Below are 19,411 nucleotides of genomic sequence, written 5' to 3'. Positions count from 1 at the left end.
TTTGGGACGGCGGCGGAGAGGGCGCAAGGGCTCTACGCCTTAATATCTCCCGGTCTTGCGCGGGTTGCGCTGGCCGTAGGGTTTGGGCTTGTAACGGTCTGTGCCGCCGCCGGGGGCGCCGGGGCCGCGCGGTTTGCGCGGACCGTCGCCGCGAGGGCCGTCGTGGCGCGGGCCAGCGTCGCGGCGCCCGCCCTTATGGGGGCGCGTGTCGCGGCGCGGCGGATAGGTGCTGCCTTCGGGCGCCGGGGTGATGGCGACGCCGCTATCGTCTTCGCCATCCTTGTTCGCGGTGCGCGACACGGCTTCGGCGAAGCGATCGGCGATCGCGAGCGGGATGTTGAACAGCGTTTCGTTGGGGCCGATGCGGATCGCGCCGATTTCGTGCTTGGTCACATGGCCGCGGCGACAGAGCAGCGGCAGGATCCAGCGCGGATCGGCGTTCTGGCGGCGGCCGATGTTGAGCCGGAACCAGACGCTGTCGTCGAACTGTTCGCGGTCCGCTCCACGATCGGCGCGCTCGAGACGCTCACCGCGTTCGGGGCGCTCGCCGCGCGGGCGCGGGCCGTTATCGATCAGATCCTCGGGCGGCGGCATCGTCGCGCGGTGCGCGCGGACGAGCGCGGCGGCGATGTCTTCGGCGCTGCGCTCGGCGAGCAGGCGCTGGCCGAGTTCGATGTCATCAGCCTCATGTTCGACCGGCGCGAGCAGCGCCTCTATCAGCCGTTCCTTGTCGCGCGCGCGCACGTCGGTCGCCGTCGGCGCGTTCATCCACTGCGCGTCGATCTTCGCACCGCGCAGCATACCGTCGACGCGGCGGCGGCGCGGATAGGGGACGATGAGCACGGCGGTGCCCTTTTTCCCCGCGCGACCGGTGCGGCCCGAGCGGTGCTGAAGCGTTTCGGCATCGCGCGGGATTTCAACGTGAATGACGAGGCTGAGGCTCGGCAGGTCGATACCGCGCGCGGCGACGTCGGTCGCGACGCAGACGCGTGCGCGGCGGTCGCGTAGCGCCTGCAGCGCGTGGTTGCGTTCGGACTGGCTGTGCTCGCCCGACAGCGCCACCGCCGCGAAGCCGCGTTCGAGGAGGCTGGCGTGGAGGCGGCGGACATTGTCGCGCGTGGCGCAGAACAGCATTGCCGTGTCGGCCTCGTGCAACCGCAGCAAATTGACGACCGCGCCCTCGATATCGGCGGGGGCGACGGTGACGACCTGATAGGCGATGTCGCCATGGCCGCGATCTTCGCCGACGGTCGAGATGCGCAGCGCGTCGCGTTGATAATGTTTGGCAAGCTGGGCGATCGGCTTGGGGATCGTCGCCGAAAAGAGCAAAGTGCGGCGCGTTTCGGGGGTCGCGTCGAGGATTTCCTCAAGGTCTTCGCGAAAGCCCATGTCGAGCATTTCGTCGGCCTCGTCGAGCACGGCGACGCGCAGCGATTCCAGGTCGAGAGCGCCGCGTTCGAGATGGTCGCGCAGGCGGCCGGGGGTACCGACGACGATGTGCACGCCCTGGCTGAGCATCCGGCGCTCGCGGCTTGCATCCATGCCGCCGACGCAGGTCGCGATGCGCGCGCCGGCCTTCGCGTAGAGCCAGCTCAGTTCGCGGCTGACCTGCAGCGCGAGTTCGCGTGTCGGGGCGATGATCAGCGCCAGCGGCGCCGCCGCGAAGGGCAGGCGCCCATCCTCCAGCAATTCGCCGGCCATGGCGAGACCAAAGGCAACGGTCTTGCCCGATCCGGTCTGCGCCGAGACGAGCAGGTCGCGGCCTACAGCTTCGGCTTCGACGACGTGGGTCTGGACGGGGGTGAGTCCTTCATAGCCGCGCGCGGCAAGGGCGTCCGCAAGGACGGGCGAGAGATTTTCAAAAGGCATTTTATTCTTCTTATCCTGTGCAGCAAAGGCGCCGCTGTTTGGTCCTCGCTGCCCAGTCTGCGTCCCGGGGTCTGTCGCCCGCGATCGAAACACTGGTCATGGATGCCGAAACCCGTTCGGCATGACGAAGAAATATCTGGGTTTTTTCCTAAAGAGCCTGACCCGCCGCGTATCCGCTGGCCCAAGCCCATTGAAAATTATAGCCGCCCAGCCACCCGGTGACGTCCACGGCTTCGCCGACCGCATACAGTCCCGGCACGCTTTTGGCCATCATTGTTTGCGATGAGAGATTTGCGGTCGAAATGCCGCCCACCGTCACTTCGGCCTTGGCGAAGCCTTCGGTGCCGTTCGGACGGAAGGTCCAGCGCGCCAGCCGCGCCTCGGCATCGGCGAGCCTGCGGTCGGTCTGCGCGCCGAGCTCGCCGGCCAGCGCCAGCCGCTCGGCGAGCGTCTGCGCCAGCCGATCGGGCAAGGGCAGCGTTGCGGCAAGCGTGGCGCGCGGGCGTGCGCGCTTCGCCTCGATCAGCCAGCCGGGTGCGGCGGCGGGCAGGAAATCGATCGTTACCGGATCGCCGGGACGCCAATAGCTACTGATCTGGAGGATCGCCGGACCCGATAGACCCTTGTGGGTGAACAGCGCCGCTTCGCGGAACGCCGCCTTGCCGGCGTGTGCTTCGACCGGGGTTGCGACCCCCGACAGGTCGCGGAACAACACATCGTCACCGCCGAGCGTCAGCGGGACGAGCGCGGGGCGCGGCTCGACGATTTTCAGGCCGAACTGGCGCGCCAGATCGTAAGCAAAGCCGGTCGCACCCATCTTCGGGATCGATGGGCCGCCGGTAGCGATGACGAGGTTGGACGCGCGGACAGGCCGGTCGCCGAAGGCGACGGAGAAGATGCCATCCGCATGCGTGACCGCGCGCACCGGCTGGCCGCAGCGGACTTCAACTCCGCCCTTTGCACATTCCTCGAGCAGCATCGCCACGATCTGTTTCGCCGACCCATCGCAGAACAGCTGGCCGAGCGTCTTTTCGTGATGTGCAATGCCATAGGCATCGACCAGCGCGATAAAATCGGCGGGCGTGTAGCGCGCGAGCGCCGATTTGGCGAAATGCGGATTCGCCGAAATATAGCGGTCGGGCGCGGTGTGGATATTGGTGAAATTGCAGCGGCCGCCGCCCGAGATCAGGATTTTCTTGCCCACCTGCTCGGCATGGTCGAGCAAGAGGACGCGGCGACCCCTTTGCCCCGCGACCGCGGCGCACATCAGCCCGGCCGCGCCGGCACCCAGCACGATGGCATCATAATCGGTGGCGGTCATGCGGGGTGGTCAGCGCAGCTTTGCGATCGACAGGCCGTCGGCCTTGGCGCGGATCTTAACCGACTCTTCGCTCCGCGTCAGTGCCTTGGCGATGGCTTTGAGCGCCATGCCCTTTTTCGCCAGCGTGTGGAGCTTGTCGATTTCGGCGGCGGTCCACGGCTGCTTGTGGCGTTCGAACTTGTCCTTCATGCCATTTCCTCCGCATCGGGCGCGGCGGCAAGGACGGTGATGGCATCCTCGCGGCCCTGGAATTCGACGTTCTCGCCGACCTCGGCGCCCATCAGGGCGCGGCCGAGCGGCGCGGTGAAGGCAATCCGCCCTGCCGCCGGATCGGCTTCGTCATGCCCGACGATCGTCACGGCGCGCTCGGTACCCGCGAGCCGATAGCGCACCGCCGTGCCCATGCCGACGATCCCGTCCGCGGGCGCGGCCTGAACCTCGGCGGTCGCGTGGCGCGTGGCGATATAGCGCTGGCGGCGCTGCAATTTCTTGCGCGCGTCATCGGTTTCCGCCGCCGCGATGGCAACCTCGATTTGCGCGAGTTCTTCGCCGAGCAGACGGTGTCCGCGCGGGGTCACCAGATTGGCACCCGGCGGGATCGGCCATTCGAAGACCGGTTCCATATGTTCGTCATCGCTTTCGCGGCGGAACGCTACGCTCACGTTTCTCTCTCGGTATCGGGGAGGGGAAAGGCTCCTTTGCCGCGCGAAGGTGGCGACAAGATGGCGCGCTGTAACCTTGCCGGGCGGCGCGGCGAATTTCCCTTCGATGCCATCCCCCCGCATCCCCCTTTGTTGTGAATGGAGTGAAGAATGAGCAATGCCTTGAAACTGTCGCTGGCCGCCTCGGCCGTTCTGGCCATGGCCGCCGGCGCGATGGCGCCGGGAACCGCCGCCGCGGCCGGAAAGACCGAAAAATGCTTCGGCGTCGCGCTGAAGGGCAAGAATGATTGCGCCGCCGGCCCGGGGACGAGCTGCGCGGGCACCTCGACCGTCAATTATCAGGGCAATGCCTGGAAGTCGGTTCCGGCCGGCACCTGCGTCAAGATGGGCGGCACGCTGACCGCGCATGAGGGCAATGCCAAGCCGGTGCCGCAAAAGAAGAGCTGAGCCCCCGCCGTGTCCGCCTCCACTACCCCCCGGCTACCCCGACGCGCCGGCATAGGACTGAAATCTCAGCATTATGCCGCGCTTCTTGCCGCGGTGGAGGCGGGCACGGCACCCGCCTGGGCCGAAATCCACCCCCAGAATTATTTCGGCCCGGGCGGGCCCCCGCATCGCTGGCTGACCGCGGTCGCCGAGCATATGCCGCTCAGCTTTCATTCGGTCGGCCTGTCGCTGGGGTCGTCGGGCGGCGTCGATCGCGGCGAGCTCGATGCGCTGGCGGCGCTGTGCGCGCGCTATGTGCCTGCCATGGTGTCGGACCATCTGAGCTGGAGCAACGGCCCCGGTGACAAATTTCCCGACCTGTTGCCGATGCCCTATACCAGCGCCGCGCTCGCGCATTTTGCGGGCGAAGTGGCGCGCGTGCAGGACCGGCTCGGCCGCACGATCCTCATCGAAAATCCGTCGCGCTATCTTGCCTTTGCGGCAAGCAATTGGTGCGAGGTCGATTTCCTGCACGAATTGTGTCGCCGGACCGGCTGCGGCCTGTTGCTCGACATCAATAACATTCTCGTTTCCGCCCATAATCTGGATCGCGACCCCGAAGCCTGGCTTGACGCCTTCGACCCGCGGCTGGTCGGCGAAATTCATGTGGCGGGCCATGCGGTAAAGCCCGATGGCGACGGCGGCACGATCGCCATCGACGATCATGGATCGCCGGTCGGCGCGGCCTGCTGGACTTTGCTCGACCGCTTTCTGCACCGGGCAGGGCCGACGCCGGTGCTCGTCGAATGGGACAGCGACGTTCCGGATTATGCGGTGCTACACGCCGAAGCCGTGCGCGCCGACACGCTCATCGCGGCCTGTTCATCCGTCACCGCCGATGCTTGAGCGCGATCAGGCCGCCATCACCGCGGCGATCAACGGCGGGCCCGACCATTTGCCCGACTGGCTGTTCGCGGGCGATCCGGCGCAGATCCTGCGCGGGCTGCGCGTCCATGCCAATACGATCTCGCACGCGCGGCTCGTCGCGCTGGAGGAGACGTTTCCGCTATGCCGCGATCTGCTGGGCGTCGAAACATTCAACCGGCTGTCGCGGCATTATGTCGAAACAAACGGCGCGCGGCGTCGGGCGCTGGCCGACACCGGCGCCGGCTTTGCCGACTGGCTGCGCGGAAAAGCACCGCCGCCCGCGCAGGACCTCGCCCGGATCGAATGGGCGTGGCTCGAATGTTATCACGCCGCGGACGCGCCCGCGCTGACCTTGGCCGAACTGGCGGGGCAGAGCGAGGCGGCGCTGCTGTCGCTGGCGGTCCGGCGGCATCCCGCCGCGCGGATCGTCCGCCTGTCGAGCGATGCAGCGGCGGCGCTCGACCCCGCGCTCGCGGCGGCACGGCTCGTGCTCCTCGCCCGGCCCGATGCGGAGGTGCGCGTTCACGCGCTTGCCCCTGCCGAAGCCGCGGCGCTGGCGCTGGCCGATGATTTCGGCCCGCTGCGTAACCTGATCGCGCTTCTTGCCGAAAAGCATCCGGGCGGCGGCGCGGCGATCGCGTCGCTGATCGCCACCGGGGCGCTCGAAACAGCGCAGGAAGAAGGATAGCATGAAGCAGATTGTCGCATTTTACGATCGCGGCGTGGCGATCGTTTCGGGCCGGTTCGTCGAAAGCGTCGCCCTGCTGCTGCTGCGCGTCGCGCTGGGCGGCGTCTTCTGGCGATCGGGGCAGACGAAGGTGGTCGAAGGGAGCTTCCTTACCATCGATCCCAACACTTATGATCTGTTCCACAACGAATTTTCCGGCCTGCCGCTCGACGCCTCGATCGCGGTGCCGCTGACGACCTGGGCCGAGCATATCTTCCCTGCGCTGTTGATCATCGGCCTTGCCACCCGCTTTTCGGCGGGCGCGCTGCTGGTGATGACGCTCGTCATCCAGATATTCGTCTTTCCAGACGCGTGGTGGCCGGTCCATTCGCTGTGGACCGCGATGGCCGCGATCCTGATCGTGCGCGGCGGCGGCCTGTTTTCCCTCGACGCCTTGCTTGTTAGGATGCGCGGGAAATGAGCCTCGACGAACCTTCGCTCGCGCGCCTGATGGCCGCTTCGCAGCGGGGGGATCGTGCGGCCTATCGCGCGCTGCTCGGCGATTGCCGGACATGGCTCGCGCGCTATTTCGCGCGGCGGATCGCGCCGCATCAGGTCGACGATCTGATTCAGGAAACTTTGGTGTCGATGCATCGCAAGCTGGCGACCTGGGACAGCGATCGCGCCTTTCTGCCGTGGCTCGCCGCCATCGCGCGCTATCGCTGGATCGACATGCTGCGCCGCCAGCGTGACGAGGCCGAGCTCGGCGACAATGACGCCGCCGTGGGCGCCGAGGACGAAGCGGTCCATGCGCGGCTCAGCCTCGATCATCTGCTCGCGCTGTTGCCGCCGAAACAGGCGCAGGCGATCACGCTGGTCAAGATCGAGGGCGCGTCGATCGCCGAGGCATCGCGGATTTGCGGGCAGAGCGAATCGCTGGTGAAAGTGAATATTCATCGCGGCTTGAAAAAGCTCAGCCAATATATTGAAAGCGAATGACATGACGGACGTATCGATCGACGATCTGATCGACGGCCTGGCCGATGATCTGAAGCCGATCCGGCCGCGCCGGCTGCTGCGCGGCGGGGCCTGGACCGCGGCGGCGTGGCTGATCGGCGGCGGCACCCTGCTGTGGCTGCTGGGGATGCGGCACGATCTGGCTCATGGTGCCTCTATGGCGCCGATGCCGATGTTCGCCTTCTGGCTGATCGTCGCGCTGGGACTGGCCGCAACCTGGAGCGCCTTGCGCATGGGGCTGCCCGGAGTCGGGCGCGACTATAGCGGGTGGCGCTGGGCCGGGCTCGCGGCGCTCGCGCTGCCGCTGACTGCGCTCGTCGTCGGGCTGGGCGATACCCATGCGGCGATGCACGGGATGGACCCGCACGGCGGGATGCGCTGCACGCTCGACGGATTGGTTGCCGGGCTCGGGGTCGGAGCCGCGCTGTTCGCGTGGTTGAAGGGCGGTGCCCCGACCTCGCTCGAACGCGCCGGCTGGGTTGTCGGGGTCGCGGCAGGTGCGGCGGGTGCGGCGGTGCTCGCGCTTCATTGTTCGTCGGACAATATGGTCCATATCGCGCTGTGGCACGGGCTTGTCGTCATCCTGTCGGCGATTGCCGGGCGCCTGATCCTGCCGCCGCTGCTGCGCTGGTAGGACGGACTGGACAGTATGCCTCCTCTGTGTTAGGCGACTAATACAGAGGAGATTGATGATGCGAAACCGGTTGATTGGCGTTTTGCCGCTGGCGCTTGTGATGGCGACCGCGGCCTGTGGCGGATCTTTCACGATCGACAGCGACAAGGACAGCAAGTCGGGTGCCCGCGATGCGGGACCGGTTACCACCCGCGGCTTCGCGCTGAACGGCTTCACCGGCGTCAAGGTCACCGGCCCCGACGATGTCACGATTCGCCAGGGCGACGCCTTCGCCATCACGGCCAAGGGGCCGCAAGGCGAGCTCGACCAGCTCGAGATCGTGACCGACGGCTCGACATTGTCGATCGGCCGCAAGCGCGACGGCTTCAGCTTCGGCGGGCGCGACCATGAGGGTGTCGAGATCAGCATCACCATGCCGAAACTGTCGATGCTGCGCCTGACCGGATCGGGTTCGATCGACGCCGACAGCGTCGATGGCGACGCGCTGGAGGCGACGGTGACCGGATCGGGCGACCTCAAGGTCGCGAAGATGACCGGACAGAGCGCTAAAATCGCGATCTCGGGGTCTGGCGACGTCGATATCGGCGGCGGTACGGTCAATTCGGGCGCGATCAGCGTGACCGGATCGGGCGACGTCGATGCCAAGGGGCTTGCGGCGCAGACGCTCGACGTGTCGGTCGCGGGATCGGGCAATGTCGAAGGACGGGCGAGCGGCACCGCGGCGATCAATATCCTGGGGTCAGGCGATGTGACGCTGACCGGCGGTGCGACCTGCACCTCGCGCGAAATGGGATCGGGCACCGCGACCTGCAAATGATCGCGCGCTGGTGCCGCCGCCGCGAACCGGTTAAGGCGGCGGCATGACCAGCATCATGCGATGGGCCGCGATCGCGGCGACCGCCCTCTTGTCCGCTGCATCGGCGCACGCCGCCGAAAAGCGCTTCGGCCTCACCAGTTTCGCGGCGATCGAAGTCGGCGCCGATGTCGATGTCGAGGTGGTGACGCGCGCGCCGGTGAGCGCCGTGGCAACGGGATCGCAGGATGCGCTCGACCGGCTGACCGTCGAAAATCGCGACGGACGGCTGGTGATCGGGATGCGCCAGTTCGCGGGTGACGACCGCCGCGGCAGTTCGCCGGGCGCGGTGCTGCTCCGCATCAACGCCGCGACGCTGCAATCGGCAACGCTGGTCGGCGCGGGGTCGCTTCACATCGACGGGATGAAGGGCCAGCGCGTCGCACTCGGACTGCGCGGTCCGGGCAAGCTGAGCGTCGACGCGGTCGATACCGACCGGTTGGCGGTCGCGATGATCGGCAACGGCACGCTGACGCTCGCCGGCAAAGCGAAGCAGGCGCAGATGACGCTGTCGGGCTCGGGGGTCGTCGATGCCGGCAAGCTGGCGGTCGACGGACTGATTTCGGACAGCGAAGGGACGGGCGACCATATCTTCAACGCGGTCAAATCGGCCGCGATCACCGCGCGCGGCAGCGGCAAGACCGTGGTGCTGGGGCGCCCTGTCTGCACCGTGCGCAACGTCGGCACCGGCACGGTGGCGTGCGGCAGGGCGCGCTAGGGCGCGCGGTGGGACACGGAAGGGACGCTGGCGTGAGCGACGATTTTCTTCAGGGCACCGTGCATCAGGCTGCCGACGATATGCAGGCGGCGATATGCGCCGATCCGGCGGTCTTCGCGCTATGGCAGGGACTGACGCCGCTCGGGCGCAATGAATTCATCTGCTGGGTGGAGGATGCGAAACAGGCGGCGACGCGCGCCCGGCGCATCGGCCGGACCGTCGAGGAGTTGCAGGAAGGCAAGAAGCGCCCCTGCTGCTGGGCGGGGTGCATCCACCGCACCGACAAGGCGCCAAGCCGGTGGCAACAGGCGGTGCTGATCGACGGCAAGGCGAAGGCGCGCTAGGCGGAGCCGGGACGACGCACATTGCGCCGCCACTAGCCCGCCGCCGCGTTCCCTAGCTGGCGCTTTTGAAGCTTTCGGTGCCGGCCCAGCCGCGTTCGGACACGTCCACCATCACATTTTCCGGCCCCGTCATCTTGTACTCGGCATTGTCCTTGGCTGGGTTTTTGCCGAGGCCTTGCGCCAGATTGACGTCGTGGCGCGGCGCGTAGCCCGAATTTTCGAAGCGTTCGACCACTTCGGCGATATCGTCGCACTGGAAACCGATGTGGTGCAGCCCGGTATAGCCTTCGGGAAATTCCATTCCCGCGGCGGGGCGGTTCTTGAAACACAGCAGCGCGATGTTGATGTGGCCGTCGGTGACATAATAGCCGTGCGCGTTGCGGCTATCGATCTTGCCCGCGACGGTCCAGCCGAGGACTTCGGTGAAGAAGCCGACCGAATTGTCGGGGTCGGCAGACGCGATTGCCACATGGCGGAGGCGGGTGGTCATCGGGGAAACCTTTCTATGTTCCGATACGAATGGGGCTGACGAGATCGTGCAGCGCCGCGACGATGCTTTGTGCGGTGATGCGGCCGGTGCCGGGATTTTCGTCGGTGGGGATATTCTCGATCGCGAGTTCGAAGCGCGCGCTGTCCGAATCGACGATGATGCGGTGCGTGTTGCGCGTAAGGGCCGGGTCGGCCCAGATTTCGAGCCGCGTCTGGTCGGGGCCTGTTCCGGCCAGGCCCAATGCAGCGGCAACATTGACATTGGCCGGAAAGGCGATGGCACCTTCGCGCGCGCTGCCTTCGAATATCTTCAGCGGTTCGTCGATTTCAGTGAGATCGATGCCGTTGCGCACGACATGGTCAGCCTTGATGAGCGATTTGACGGGTTTGCGCGTCACCATCGTCACCGAATGGATCGAGCCGACCGCCGCCGCGCGCACCGCATCGAGACCGAGCAGCGCGCCGGTGGCCAGGATGATGCGGCCGCCATGGTCACGCGCGAACCCGGCCGCCCCGGGCCATTGCATCAACGCGGTGCCGCTGACCGTAACCAGCGTCTTGCCGGCGCATAATGTCGCTTCGGCGATGTCGCGAAACGCTGCGGTCGGCGCGCTGTCTACGATGACATCGGACAAGGCGACGAGTTCGGCGGTGTCGACGATCGGAACCGGCCGTGCAAGCTGCGCCATGGCGACTTCGGCGCGGGTGCGATCACCTGCCGAGACGGCGGCAAGCGCCAGCGGCAGATCGCTATTCTCGATATGGCGCGCGACGACGCGGCCGATGGTGCCGAACCCGGCAATGCCAATGCGTTTCATGGCCCCGCGCTAAGGGGGCATTGCTATATGCGATAATATCGATTGTCCGTTTCGCTATCTGCGAACGGCTATAAAGGCGCTTGGGCCACCGCTATCTATTTTTGATTATAGATAGGCGCATATTCTATCTTTGACTGCATATCGTCTGCCCCGCACAAGCAGGATCGAACTGTCGGGGGAGGCCATGCAGGCGCTTTTGAATCCGGATATGGCGATGCTCGCGGCGATGATGCTGTTGACCGGCGCGGTCGGCGGCGTGATCGCGGGGATGCTGGGCGTCGGCGGCGGGATCGTGATCGTCCCGGTGCTCGACCTCGTGCTCGCGGCACTGGGCATCGATTCCTCCGTGCGCATGCACGTCGCCGTTGCGACCTCGCTTGCGACGATCATCCCCACCGCTATCTCCTCATCGCGCGCGCACGAAGCGAAGGGCGCGGTCGATCATGACCAGCTCAGGCGCTGGGGCGTCGCGATCTTCCTCGGAGCGATCGCGGGCGTGCTGCTCGCGAGCCGCGTCAGCGGCGACGTGCTGGCGGCGGTGTTCGGCATCGTCGCTTTGCTCGTCGCGGTGAAGATGCTGCTGCCGCTGGAGGGCAAGCATATCGCCGAGACGATGCCGGAGGGCGTGGCCGGGCAGGTGATCCCCTTCGCGATCGGCGGCATTTCGAGCATGATGGGGATCGGCGGCGGCACGCTCAGCGTGCCCGTGATGACCTTGTTCAACGTGCCCATCCATCGCGCGGTGGGCACCGCGGCGCTGTTCGGGCTGCTGATCAGCGCGCCCGCCGCGGTCGCCTTCGTCGTTACCGGCTGGCACGTCGAAGGCCTGCCGCCGGGCAGCCTCGGCTATGTCAATCTGATCGGCCTTGCCGTCATCGGCCCCGCAACCTTCGTCACCGCGCCGTGGGGCGCCCGCATCGCGCATGCGCTCTCCAAACGCCAGCTCAGCATCCTGTTCGGCCTCTTTCTCACCGTCGTCGCGGTGCGGATGCTGATCCGGGCCTTCGGGTGAGCGGGGGGTGGCGACATTCGACCGCCGTGCGGCACTGGCCGCGATCGGCGCCGGCCTTGCTCTCGGCTGCGCCGCGCCCGGCTTCGCACGCAATTTTCAGAAGGATGATCTACGCATGACCCGCTTTGCCCTTGCGACCCGCCTCACACCGGACGGTGCGCGCCCGATGATCCGGGTCGGCGACGCTTTTCATGATTTGCACGATGCGGCGGCAACGCACGGCTTTACCGCGGTGGCGGACGATGTCACCACGATCATACGCGACTGGGATGCCCGCCGCGAAGGGCTGTTCGCGCTCGCCCATGTGCTGGAAGGCGCGGCGGGCGGAATCGATACGCCCGCGCTTGCGGCGCCGTTCGAGCCGCGCCGTATCTTCGCCGCCGCGTCGAACTTCATCGAACATGCCGAGGAAATGCAGACCAAGCTCGCCGCCAAGGCCGAGAGCGAGCCGTATATCTTCCTCAAGACCGTCGAGAGCGTCGTCGGCCTGAACGAAACGGTCGTCGTCCCGTCGCAGGTGTCGCGCCCCGACTGGGAGGTCGAACTCGGCGTCGTCCTCGGCCGCGCGGGCAAGAATGTCGCGGCGGCCGACGCGCATGACCTGATCGCTGGCTATACGATCGTCAACGACGTCTCGGCGCGCGACCGCACCCGGCGCAGCGACTTTCCCTTCTCGCACGACTGGTTCCGCGGCAAGAGCTTCGACAGCTTCACGCCGCTCGGCCCCGTATTCGTCCCGCGCGACTGCCTCGGCGATCCGCACGCCATCCGCTTGGGGCTCAAGGTCAATGGCGAGGCGATGCAGGACGGCAACACGTCCGAGATGATCTTCAACATCTACGAACAGATCGCCTATCTGTCGACGATCCTCGAACTCCGGTCGGGCGACCTGATCGCCTCGGGCACCCCCGCCGGGGTCGGCATGGGGCGCGGCGTCTTCCTGAAGGACGGCGACGTCATGGATGCCTGGGTCGAAGGGATCGGCGAGCTTCGCAACCCCGTTTCCGCGCCGCACCTGCCGCGCGCATGACGCCTCGGGCCGCCTTTTCGCGCCACGCGCTGATCGCGCCGCTGCTGGTCGTTGCGGCCATCGCCGTGCTGACGCTGTGGAGCGCCTTCGGCGGCAACGCGCCGCAGGCCGCGAAGCAGGCGGAAGGAGCGCGAATCGTGCGCTTCAACATGGCGTGGCTGCCGCAGGGCAGCATGGCGGGCATCTTCGTCGCGATCGACAAGGGCTATTTCGCCGACGCCGGGCTCGCGGTCGAGCCCGTGCGCGGTTTCGGCGGCATGCGGACCGCGAACGAACTCGACCAGGGCATGTTCGAATTTGCCTATATCGACCCGCTGTCGGTCGCGCTCAGCCGCGCGAAGGGTGGCAAGGTGCGGATGATTGGCGGCATCAACATGCGGCTTCCCGCCGGCGCCTGCTTCGTCAAGGAGCGGCACAAGATCGCGAAGCCCGCCGACCTTGCCGGACTGCGCTTCGGCGCCGGGCAAAGCTCGATGATCCAGGCGCTGCTTCCGGCGTGGCTCAAGGACAATGGCGTCGATCCGGCGCGCGTCGAGCAGATTCAGCTCGATCCGGCGATCGTGGTGTCGTCGCTTGTCGAGGGGCGGATCGACGCCGCCGAATGCTGGCTCGGCAATTCGATGGCGCTGTTCGACAAGGCGGCGAAGGCGAAGGGCGTCAGCATCGGCCGCATCGCCTATGCCGATTTCGGGCTCGATGTATACGGCAGCGGCTTCGCGACGCAGGACGTGCTTATCGAGAGGGATCCCGAGCTGGTGCGCGCCTTCCTCAAGGCGGCCTATCGCGGTTACGCCGACGCGGCGCGCGATCCAAAGGGAGCGCTCGCGATCATCCGCGAATCCTATCCGCTGCTCGACGAGGCGGTGACCGAACGCCAGATCCGCGAGACCGCCGACCTGATGGCGGCCGAGGGCGGTTCGCATCGCCTGACGCCCGAAAAGGTCGCGCGCACAGTCACCTATCTGCAGGCGAGCGGCCAGCTTCGGGGCTTTGACCAGACGCCGCAGCTCTTCACCAACGCCTTCGTTCCGATGGGGAATCAGCCATGACCGATCCCGCTTCCTACCGCCCGCGCCCGACGCGGCTCGGCCACCTCGTGCTCAAGGTACGCGACATCGACCGGAGCCTCGCTTTCTATACCGAGGTCGTCGGGTTGACCGTGTCCGACTGGATCGACCATCATATGGTCTTCCTGCGTGCCAGCGAGGATCACCACGACCTCGCGCTGCTCCAGCTGCCGCCGGGTCATACCGATATTCCCGAAGGCCATTATCCCGCGGTCGAGCATTTCTCCTACCGCCTCGAAACGATCGAGGAGATGGAGAAGGTCGCCGAGATGCTCGTCGCGCGCGCCATCCCGATCGACCGCGGCATCGGCAAGCATGGCCCGGGGGCGAACAGCTTCCTCGTCTTCCGCGACCCCGACGGCAACAATGTCGAATTCTACACCGACATGACGCAGATCACCGCCGGCAGCCCCTATGAACCCTCGGTTTGGGACGGCAAGGACCTCGAAACCTTCGACCGCTGGCACCTTGATCGCTTCCTCGTACCGCCACCGGCGCGCATCGTCGCCTTGCTGGGCAAGGACGGCGACGCGTGAGCAGGTGGTTCAATCGCGACGCCGCGATCAGCATCGCCTTCTTTGCGGCGCTCGGCCTCGCATGGGAATATGGCGTCCGCTGGTCGGGGGTACCGTCCTACCTGCTGCCGCCGCCGAGCGCGATCCTCGGCGAGCTTTGGCAGTCGCGCAGGCCGATCCTGTCGCAGAGCCTCGTCACGCTGACCGAGGTGTTCTGGGGCTTCATCATCGCGGTCGCGCTCGGCGTCCCAATCGCGGCGCTGATCCATTTCTCGCGCACCGCGAAAAGCACGGTCTATCCGCTGTTCGTCGCGTTGCAGAGCGTCCCCAAGATCGGACTCGCGCCGCTGATCGTCGTCTGGTTCGGCTACGGCCTCGCGTCGAAGCTGATCATGGCGTTCCTCTTCGCCTTCTTCCCGATCATCATCGCGACGCTCGGTGGACTGGCGAGCACACCCGCGCATCTCGAAGAGCATTTCCGCGCACTCCGTGCCTCGCCGATGCAAAGCTTCTGGCGGCTGCGTGTGCCCGCCGCGCTGCCGAGCTTCCTCGACGGTTGCAAGGTCGCGATGCCGCTCGGGGTGATCGGCGCGGTCGTCGGCGAATTCGTCGGCTCTAACGACGGGCTCGGCAATCTTATCCTTACGGCCTCCGGTTCGGGCCATACGACGCTGACCTTTGCAGCGTTGATCGCGGTGACCTTGCTGTCGCTCCTTCTTTTCTATGGCGTCGCCTATTGGGAACGCTTCATCTGGTGGCGCGCGGCATGAGCGCGGTGATCTCCATGGCCGGTGCCGGCAAGGCATTCGATGGCCGCAAGGTGCTGACCAACGTCAGCGCCGAAATCGGCGCGGCCGAATTCGTCTCGGTGCTCGGGCCTTCGGGCTGCGGCAAGAGCACGCTGCTCCGCCTGATCGCCGGACTCGAGCCCTTCGACGACGGCGGCATATTGTTCAACGGCGCGGTGGTGCAGGCCCCGTCGCCCGACATGGGCTTCGTCTTCCAGACCTCGAACCTGCTGCCCTGGCTCAATGTCCGCGACAATCTGCTGCTCGGGGTTGATCTCGACCCGGCGGCGAGACGTCCCGACGCGGCGGCGCTGGCCGAACTGGTGGAGACGCTGGGGCTGACAGGTTTCGAGGACAGCCATCCGCACCAGCTTTCGGGCGGGATGCGCCACCGCGTCGCGATCGGTCAGGCGCTCGCCCGCGGACCGCAGGTGCTGCTGATGGACGAGCCCTTCGGCGCGCTCGACGCGTTGACGCGCGACCGGCTCAATATGGAACTGCTGCGCATCTGGCAGCGCGACCGCAAGACGGTGCTGCTCGTCACTCACAGCATTTCGGAAGCCGTACTGCTCTCCGACCGCGTGCTCGTGATGTCGGAGCGGCCGGGGACGATTATCGAGGATGTCCGCATCGACCTGCCGCGCCCGCGCGATCCGAGCATGACGCGCGAGGATCCGGCGTTCGGCGACTATGTCGTGCGGCTCAGCAAATTGATGGGAGTATCGTGATGGACAGCGGGATTCTGGCGACCGCGGGCGCCGAAATATACTGGCAGGCGCACGGAGCCGGCCCGGCGGTGGTGCTCGCGCACGGCATCGGCGGCAACCATGCGATCTGGTATCGTCAGCTTGATGCGCTGTCGCAGTCGAACCGCGTCATCACCTTCGACCATCGCGGCTTCGGCCTCTCGCGCGACCCTGACGGGCGCGGCCGCGATGCCTTCGTCGATGATCTGACCGCGCTGCTCGACCATCTCGGCGAGACGAAGGTCGCGCTCGTCGGCCAGTCGATGGGCGCGGGCACCTGCATCGGCTTCGCGCACCGTGCGCCCGAACGCGTCGCCGCGCTCGCGATCTGCGACAGCCTCCACGGCATTGTCGAGAGCGGCGAGGTCAAGGCGATCATGGACGCTGCGCGGGCGAAGACTGCCGACCTGTCGCAGGTCGAGCGCGTGCTCGGCGCTGGCGCCGCGCCCGATCTCGCGGCGCTCTACAGCCAGATCGCGAGCTTCAACGCCGCCAGTCGCCACAACCTGACCGGCCGTTTCGATGCGCGCCCGGCCGCCGACCTTGGCGGCAAGGGCTTCCCGATCCTTTTCCTTTCGGGGGTCAACGACATAATCTTCCCGATCGAGGCGGTGCGGCTTGTGCAGGCCGGGGTGCCGGGCTCCTTCCTCGTCGAGGTCAACGACGCCGGCCATTCGGCCTTTCTCGAGGCGCCGGTGCAGTTCAACGACACGATATTGTCGCTGCTCCAGATGGCGGGCCATGTCGGCAAGGCGGGCGCAGCGCACAGCAATGCCGCGGGCTACGTCCCGGTCGGAGGTGTGGCGTGACCGGCTATCCTTTCGCCGACCGCCCGGTGCTCAACTATGTCGACGGCACCTTCGTGGAGGGCGATGGCTGGTTCGACAATGTGAACCCGGTTGACGGCAGCGTCGCGGGGCGCGTGTCGCAGGCGAGCCGCGATCTGGTCGATCGCGCGGTCGCAGCCGGGCGCGCCGCGCTCAAGGGACCGTGGGGCAAGATGTCGCAGGCCGAGCGCTGCAAGCTGCTCGTCCGCATCGCCGAGGGGATCGAAGCGCGCTTCGACGAGTTCGCCGCGGCCGAGATCGCCGACACCGGCAAGTCGCTGCATCAGGCACGGACGATCGATATCCCGCGCGGCGCCGCCAATTTCCGCGCCTTCGCCGCGATCGCCGAGGCGCGCGCGATGCCGAGTTTCCGCACCGATCTGCCGGGCGGGCGCAGCGCGATCAACTATGCGATCGCGCGCCCGCTCGGCGTCGTCGCGATTGTCTCGCCATGGAACCTGCCGCTGCTGCTGATGACATGGAAGGTCGCGCCCGCGCTCGCGTGCGGCAATGTCGTCGTCGTCAAGCCGAGCGAGGAAACGCCCTCGACTGCGACCCTGCTCGCCGAGGTGATGGATGCGGCAGGGCTGCCGCCGGGGGTGTTCAACCTCGTCCACGGCTTCGGCGCCGACTCGACCGGCGAATGGCTGACCGCGAACGCCGATATCGACGCGATCACCTTCACCGGCGAATCGGCAACCGGCGGCGCGATCATGCGTGTCGCGGCGGCGGGGGTGAAGCCCGTGTCGTTCGAACTCGGCGGCAAGAATGCCGCGCTCGTCTTCGCCGACTGCGATTTCGACGAGGCGGTCGCGGGGACGGTGCGATCGGTCTTCTCGAACTGTGGGCAGGTGTGCCTTTGCACCGAACGCGTCTATGTCGAGCGGCCGATCTTCGACCGCTTCGTCGCCGCGCTCGCCGAACGCGCGAAGGCGCTCACCGTCGGCGATCCCTGGTCGGGCGCCGACATGGGGCCGCTGATCTCGCATGGCCACCGCGAGAAGGTGCTGTCCTATTATGCGCTCGCGCGCGAAGAAGGCGCGACGGTCGTGACAGGCGGCGGCGTTCCCGAACTCGATGGTGCACTCGCGGGCGGCGCCTTCGTACAGCCGACGATCCTGTCCGGGCTCGCCGACGATGCGCGCTGTGTGCGCGAGGAGATTTTCGGCCCCGTCTGCCACATCGCGCCCTTCGACAGCGAGGAAGAGGCGATCGAACGCGCCAACGATACCGATTATGGCCTTGCCGCGGCGATCTGGACGCGCGACGTCGGTCGTGCGCACCGCGTTGCGGCACAGATGGAGGTGGGCATCGTCTGGGTCAACGAATGGTTCCTGCGCGACCTTCGTACGCCCTTCGGCGGTATGAAGCTGTCGGGCATCGGCCGCGAAGGCGGCGAACATTCGCTGAATTTCTATTCCGAACCGACCAATATCTGCGTGAAGCTGTAAGAGGATAATATGGCCGACATTGCCGCCATCGCCGCAAGGCTCGACGAAGCCGCCCTCGGTGCCCGCGCGATCGCGCAGATCACCGGGCAAGAGGGCGAATTGCCGCTCGCCGAAGCCTATGAAATCCAGCGCGCCGCGATCGACCGGCGCCTCGCGCGCGGCGCAACGCTCGTCGGGGTGAAGATGGGGTTCACCAGCGAAGCCAAGATGATCCAGATGGGGCTCAAGGACCAGATTTGGGGCCGGCTGACCTCCGACATGGTCGTCGTCAACGGCGCCGCGATTGAGCGCGCACGCTTCATCCACCCGCGCGTCGAGCCCGAGGTCGCTGTGCGACTGAAGGCGCCGCTCGCGGGCGAGGTCACGCGTGCGGAAGCGCTCGCGGCAGTCGATGCGGTCGCCGCTGCGCTCGAGATCATCGACAGCCGCTACGAGAATTTCCGCTTCGCGCTCGGCGATGTCGTCGCCGACAATGCGTCGTCGTCGGCCTTCGTCACCGGGCCGTGGCTTGCCCCCGATACCGACGTGTCGGACGTCGCGATGACGATGCGCGTCGATGGCGAGATTGTGGAGACGGGGACGAGCGCGGCGATCCTCGGCGATCCGATACGCTCGCTCATCGCCGCGGCGCGGCTTGCGGGGGCGGCGGGGCTGGTGCTTCAGCCGGGCTGGACCATAATGCTCGGCGGCGCGACCGCCGCGGCCGCGATTGGCGATGCGCGCAGCGTATCGCTCGACGCAGGCCATCTCGGCCGCGTCGGCTTCACGATCGAAGGAGGCGCGGCATGAGCGAGAACGCCGAAAATAGAGGGGGCAGGGTGATCCCTGGCAAGGCGCGCCCGCGCGGCCGCTTTCCGCATTATCGCCGCGCCGGCGATTTCGTCTTCGTCTCGGGCACCAGTTCGCGCCGCGCCGACAACAGCTTTGCAGGCGCTTCGGCCGACGAATATGGCACGGTCACCCTCGACATCGCGCAGCAGACGCGTGCGGTGATCGAGAATATCGAGGCGATCCTCACCGACGCGGGCGGCTCGCTCGCCGACGTCGTCGACGTAACGAGTTTCCTCGTCAGCATGAACGATTTCGGCGGCTATAACGCTGTCTATGCCGAATATTTCGACGAAGCCGGTCCCGCGCGGACGACCGTCGCGGTCCACCAGCTTCCCCACCCGCATCTGCTGATCGAGATCAAGGCGACTGCCTTCATCCCGCGCGCGCCCAAAGGATGAC

25 protein-coding genes are annotated in these 19,411 nt (G+C 66.9%); 19 read left to right on the top strand and 6 right to left on the bottom strand.

Features of this window, described 5'->3' with window-relative positions; translation table 11 throughout:
- Positions 1 to 39 precede the first annotated feature (39 nt).
- From ATE59_RS10710 to ATE59_RS10695, 4 genes are all read right to left on the bottom strand, one after another.
- Positions 40 to 1,869: a DEAD/DEAH box helicase gene (locus tag ATE59_RS10710; RefSeq protein ID WP_058812424.1), complete on the bottom strand. Its 1,830-nt coding sequence runs from the start codon at positions 1,867 to 1,869 to the stop codon at positions 40 to 42.
- Between the two features lie 148 nt (positions 1,870 to 2,017).
- Positions 2,018 to 3,190 (bottom strand): NAD(P)/FAD-dependent oxidoreductase, encoded by a 1,173-nt coding sequence (locus ATE59_RS10705; RefSeq protein ID WP_058812423.1) that lies wholly within the window; start codon positions 3,188 to 3,190, stop codon positions 2,018 to 2,020.
- 9 nt (positions 3,191 to 3,199) lie between these two features.
- Positions 3,200 to 3,379: a hypothetical protein gene (locus tag ATE59_RS10700; protein ID WP_003052619.1), complete on the bottom strand. Its 180-nt coding sequence runs from the start codon at positions 3,377 to 3,379 to the stop codon at positions 3,200 to 3,202.
- Positions 3,376 to 3,852: a GreA/GreB family elongation factor gene (locus tag ATE59_RS10695; RefSeq protein ID WP_058812422.1), complete on the bottom strand. Its 477-nt coding sequence runs from the start codon at positions 3,850 to 3,852 to the stop codon at positions 3,376 to 3,378. The genes ATE59_RS10700 and ATE59_RS10695 overlap by 4 nt, the downstream gene beginning before the upstream one ends.
- Before the next feature lie 150 nt (positions 3,853 to 4,002).
- On the opposite strand from ATE59_RS10695, the gene ATE59_RS10690 reads away from it, so the two are divergent.
- From ATE59_RS10690 to ATE59_RS10650, 9 genes are all read left to right on the top strand, one after another.
- On the top strand, positions 4,003 to 4,299 hold the full coding sequence (locus tag ATE59_RS10690) for a BufA1 family periplasmic bufferin-type metallophore (protein WP_003052634.1): 297 nt from the start codon (positions 4,003 to 4,005) through the stop codon (positions 4,297 to 4,299).
- Between the two features lie 9 nt (positions 4,300 to 4,308).
- A complete protein-coding gene (bufB, locus tag ATE59_RS10685; protein WP_058812421.1) occupies positions 4,309 to 5,184 on the top strand; it encodes an MNIO family bufferin maturase in 876 nt (291 codons plus the stop codon).
- Positions 5,177 to 5,893, top strand: coding sequence for an HvfC/BufC N-terminal domain-containing protein (locus tag ATE59_RS10680; RefSeq protein ID WP_058812420.1), 717 nt, complete (start codon positions 5,177 to 5,179; stop codon positions 5,891 to 5,893). The genes bufB and ATE59_RS10680 overlap by 8 nt, the downstream gene beginning before the upstream one ends.
- A 1-nt stretch (position 5,894) precedes the next feature.
- Positions 5,895 to 6,353, top strand: coding sequence for a DoxX family protein (locus ATE59_RS10675; RefSeq protein ID WP_058812419.1), 459 nt, complete (start codon positions 5,895 to 5,897; stop codon positions 6,351 to 6,353).
- Positions 6,350 to 6,871: a sigma-70 family RNA polymerase sigma factor gene (locus ATE59_RS10670; protein WP_003052645.1), complete on the top strand. Its 522-nt coding sequence runs from the start codon at positions 6,350 to 6,352 to the stop codon at positions 6,869 to 6,871. Before ATE59_RS10675 ends, ATE59_RS10670 begins: the two co-directional genes overlap by 4 nt.
- A 1-nt stretch (position 6,872) precedes the next feature.
- Positions 6,873 to 7,523, top strand: a complete 651-nt coding sequence (locus ATE59_RS10665; RefSeq protein ID WP_058812418.1) for an NrsF family protein — start codon at positions 6,873 to 6,875, stop codon at positions 7,521 to 7,523.
- A gap of 100 nt (positions 7,524 to 7,623) precedes the next feature.
- Positions 7,624 to 8,340 carry a head GIN domain-containing protein gene (locus ATE59_RS10660; protein ID WP_231737270.1) on the top strand — a complete coding sequence of 239 codons (717 nt, stop codon included), beginning with the start codon at positions 7,624 to 7,626 and terminating at the stop codon, positions 8,338 to 8,340.
- Between the two features lie 43 nt (positions 8,341 to 8,383).
- The gene (locus ATE59_RS10655; RefSeq protein WP_058812416.1) at positions 8,384 to 9,094 is read left to right on the top strand and encodes a head GIN domain-containing protein; all 711 of its coding nucleotides are present in this window, start codon (positions 8,384 to 8,386) and stop codon (positions 9,092 to 9,094) included.
- 32 nt (positions 9,095 to 9,126) lie between these two features.
- Positions 9,127 to 9,438, top strand: coding sequence for a YdeI/OmpD-associated family protein (locus ATE59_RS10650; RefSeq protein WP_058812415.1), 312 nt, complete (start codon positions 9,127 to 9,129; stop codon positions 9,436 to 9,438).
- Positions 9,439 to 9,490: 52 nt separating this feature from the next.
- On the opposite strand, the gene ATE59_RS10645 is transcribed toward ATE59_RS10650, so the two are convergent.
- Positions 9,491 to 9,928, bottom strand: coding sequence for a VOC family protein (locus ATE59_RS10645; protein WP_058812414.1), 438 nt, complete (start codon positions 9,926 to 9,928; stop codon positions 9,491 to 9,493).
- Between the two features lie 13 nt (positions 9,929 to 9,941).
- Positions 9,942 to 10,745, bottom strand: coding sequence for an aspartate dehydrogenase (locus ATE59_RS10640; protein ID WP_058812413.1), 804 nt, complete (start codon positions 10,743 to 10,745; stop codon positions 9,942 to 9,944).
- Positions 10,746 to 10,929: 184 nt separating this feature from the next.
- On the opposite strand from ATE59_RS10640, the gene ATE59_RS10635 reads away from it, so the two are divergent.
- The 10 genes from ATE59_RS10635 to ATE59_RS10590 are packed head-to-tail and all read left to right on the top strand — an operon-like array spanning position 10,930 to position 19,410.
- Positions 10,930 to 11,757: a sulfite exporter TauE/SafE family protein gene (locus ATE59_RS10635; RefSeq protein WP_058812412.1), complete on the top strand. Its 828-nt coding sequence runs from the start codon at positions 10,930 to 10,932 to the stop codon at positions 11,755 to 11,757.
- A 7-nt stretch (positions 11,758 to 11,764) separates the two neighbouring features.
- Entirely contained in the window at positions 11,765 to 12,787 is a 1,023-nt protein-coding gene (locus ATE59_RS10630; RefSeq protein WP_082657392.1) for a fumarylacetoacetate hydrolase family protein, read from the top strand.
- Positions 12,784 to 13,836: an ABC transporter substrate-binding protein gene (locus ATE59_RS10625; protein ID WP_058812411.1), complete on the top strand. Its 1,053-nt coding sequence runs from the start codon at positions 12,784 to 12,786 to the stop codon at positions 13,834 to 13,836. Before ATE59_RS10630 ends, ATE59_RS10625 begins: the two co-directional genes overlap by 4 nt.
- On the top strand, positions 13,833 to 14,390 hold the full coding sequence (locus ATE59_RS10620; RefSeq protein ID WP_003052671.1) for a VOC family protein: 558 nt from the start codon (positions 13,833 to 13,835) through the stop codon (positions 14,388 to 14,390). Before ATE59_RS10625 ends, ATE59_RS10620 begins: the two co-directional genes overlap by 4 nt.
- On the top strand, positions 14,387 to 15,139 hold the full coding sequence (locus tag ATE59_RS10615; RefSeq protein ID WP_058812410.1) for an ABC transporter permease: 753 nt from the start codon (positions 14,387 to 14,389) through the stop codon (positions 15,137 to 15,139). Before ATE59_RS10620 ends, ATE59_RS10615 begins: the two co-directional genes overlap by 4 nt.
- Entirely contained in the window at positions 15,124 to 15,885 is a 762-nt protein-coding gene (locus ATE59_RS10610; RefSeq protein WP_082657391.1) for an ABC transporter ATP-binding protein, read from the top strand. The genes ATE59_RS10615 and ATE59_RS10610 overlap by 16 nt, the downstream gene beginning before the upstream one ends.
- Positions 15,885 to 16,712 (top strand): alpha/beta fold hydrolase, encoded by an 828-nt coding sequence (locus tag ATE59_RS10605; RefSeq protein WP_058812409.1) that lies wholly within the window; start codon positions 15,885 to 15,887, stop codon positions 16,710 to 16,712. The genes ATE59_RS10610 and ATE59_RS10605 overlap by 1 nt, the downstream gene beginning before the upstream one ends.
- Positions 16,709 to 18,181, top strand: a complete 1,473-nt coding sequence (locus ATE59_RS10600) for a 2-hydroxymuconic semialdehyde dehydrogenase (protein WP_058812408.1) — start codon at positions 16,709 to 16,711, stop codon at positions 18,179 to 18,181. Before ATE59_RS10605 ends, ATE59_RS10600 begins: the two co-directional genes overlap by 4 nt.
- A 9-nt stretch (positions 18,182 to 18,190) precedes the next feature.
- Complete coding sequence (locus ATE59_RS10595; RefSeq protein WP_058812407.1) at positions 18,191 to 18,970, top strand: 2-keto-4-pentenoate hydratase; 780 nt, start codon at positions 18,191 to 18,193, stop codon at positions 18,968 to 18,970.
- Positions 18,967 to 19,410 carry a RidA family protein gene (locus ATE59_RS10590; RefSeq protein ID WP_058812406.1) on the top strand — a complete coding sequence of 148 codons (444 nt, stop codon included), beginning with the start codon at positions 18,967 to 18,969 and terminating at the stop codon, positions 19,408 to 19,410. The genes ATE59_RS10595 and ATE59_RS10590 overlap by 4 nt, the downstream gene beginning before the upstream one ends.
- Position 19,411 lies beyond the last annotated feature (1 nt).

Origin of the sequence: Sphingopyxis sp. A083 (genome assembly GCF_001468495.1) — a bacterium.
GTDB classification, from domain to species: domain Bacteria; phylum Pseudomonadota; class Alphaproteobacteria; order Sphingomonadales; family Sphingomonadaceae; genus Sphingopyxis; species Sphingopyxis terrae.
The sequence above is the reverse complement of the archived record's forward strand: the minus strand, read 5'-3'. Positions and strand labels throughout refer to the sequence as shown.

Bases quoted from the DNA above. Each gene is read 5' to 3' on its own strand.
- ATE59_RS10620 (WP_003052671.1), top strand. From the start codon at position 13,833: ATGACCGATCCCGCTTCCTACCGCCCGCGCCCGACGCGGCTCGGCCAC.
- ATE59_RS10655 (WP_058812416.1), top strand. From the start codon at position 8,384: ATGACCAGCATCATGCGATGGGCCGCGATCGCGGCGACCGCCCTCTTG.
- ATE59_RS10640 (WP_058812413.1), bottom strand. From the start codon at position 10,745: ATGAAACGCATTGGCATTGCCGGGTTCGGCACCATCGGCCGCGTCGTC.
- ATE59_RS10675 (WP_058812419.1), top strand. From the start codon at position 5,895: ATGAAGCAGATTGTCGCATTTTACGATCGCGGCGTGGCGATCGTTTCG.
- ATE59_RS10665 (WP_058812418.1), top strand. From the start codon at position 6,873: ATGACGGACGTATCGATCGACGATCTGATCGACGGCCTGGCCGATGAT.
- ATE59_RS10690 (WP_003052634.1), top strand. From the start codon at position 4,003: ATGAGCAATGCCTTGAAACTGTCGCTGGCCGCCTCGGCCGTTCTGGCC.
- ATE59_RS10700 (WP_003052619.1), bottom strand. From the start codon at position 3,379: ATGAAGGACAAGTTCGAACGCCACAAGCAGCCGTGGACCGCCGCCGAA.
- ATE59_RS10705 (WP_058812423.1), bottom strand. From the start codon at position 3,190: ATGACCGCCACCGATTATGATGCCATCGTGCTGGGTGCCGGCGCGGCC.
- ATE59_RS10710 (WP_058812424.1), bottom strand. From the start codon at position 1,869: ATGCCTTTTGAAAATCTCTCGCCCGTCCTTGCGGACGCCCTTGCCGCG.
- ATE59_RS10660 (WP_231737270.1), top strand. From the start codon at position 7,624: ATGGCGACCGCGGCCTGTGGCGGATCTTTCACGATCGACAGCGACAAG.
- ATE59_RS10605 (WP_058812409.1), top strand. From the start codon at position 15,885: ATGGACAGCGGGATTCTGGCGACCGCGGGCGCCGAAATATACTGGCAG.
- ATE59_RS10680 (WP_058812420.1), top strand. From the start codon at position 5,177: ATGCTTGAGCGCGATCAGGCCGCCATCACCGCGGCGATCAACGGCGGG.
- ATE59_RS10670 (WP_003052645.1), top strand. From the start codon at position 6,350: ATGAGCCTCGACGAACCTTCGCTCGCGCGCCTGATGGCCGCTTCGCAG.
- ATE59_RS10625 (WP_058812411.1), top strand. From the start codon at position 12,784: ATGACGCCTCGGGCCGCCTTTTCGCGCCACGCGCTGATCGCGCCGCTG.
- ATE59_RS10595 (WP_058812407.1), top strand. From the start codon at position 18,191: ATGGCCGACATTGCCGCCATCGCCGCAAGGCTCGACGAAGCCGCCCTC.
- ATE59_RS10645 (WP_058812414.1), bottom strand. From the start codon at position 9,928: ATGACCACCCGCCTCCGCCATGTGGCAATCGCGTCTGCCGACCCCGAC.
- ATE59_RS10635 (WP_058812412.1), top strand. From the start codon at position 10,930: ATGCAGGCGCTTTTGAATCCGGATATGGCGATGCTCGCGGCGATGATG.
- ATE59_RS10590 (WP_058812406.1), top strand. From the start codon at position 18,967: ATGAGCGAGAACGCCGAAAATAGAGGGGGCAGGGTGATCCCTGGCAAG.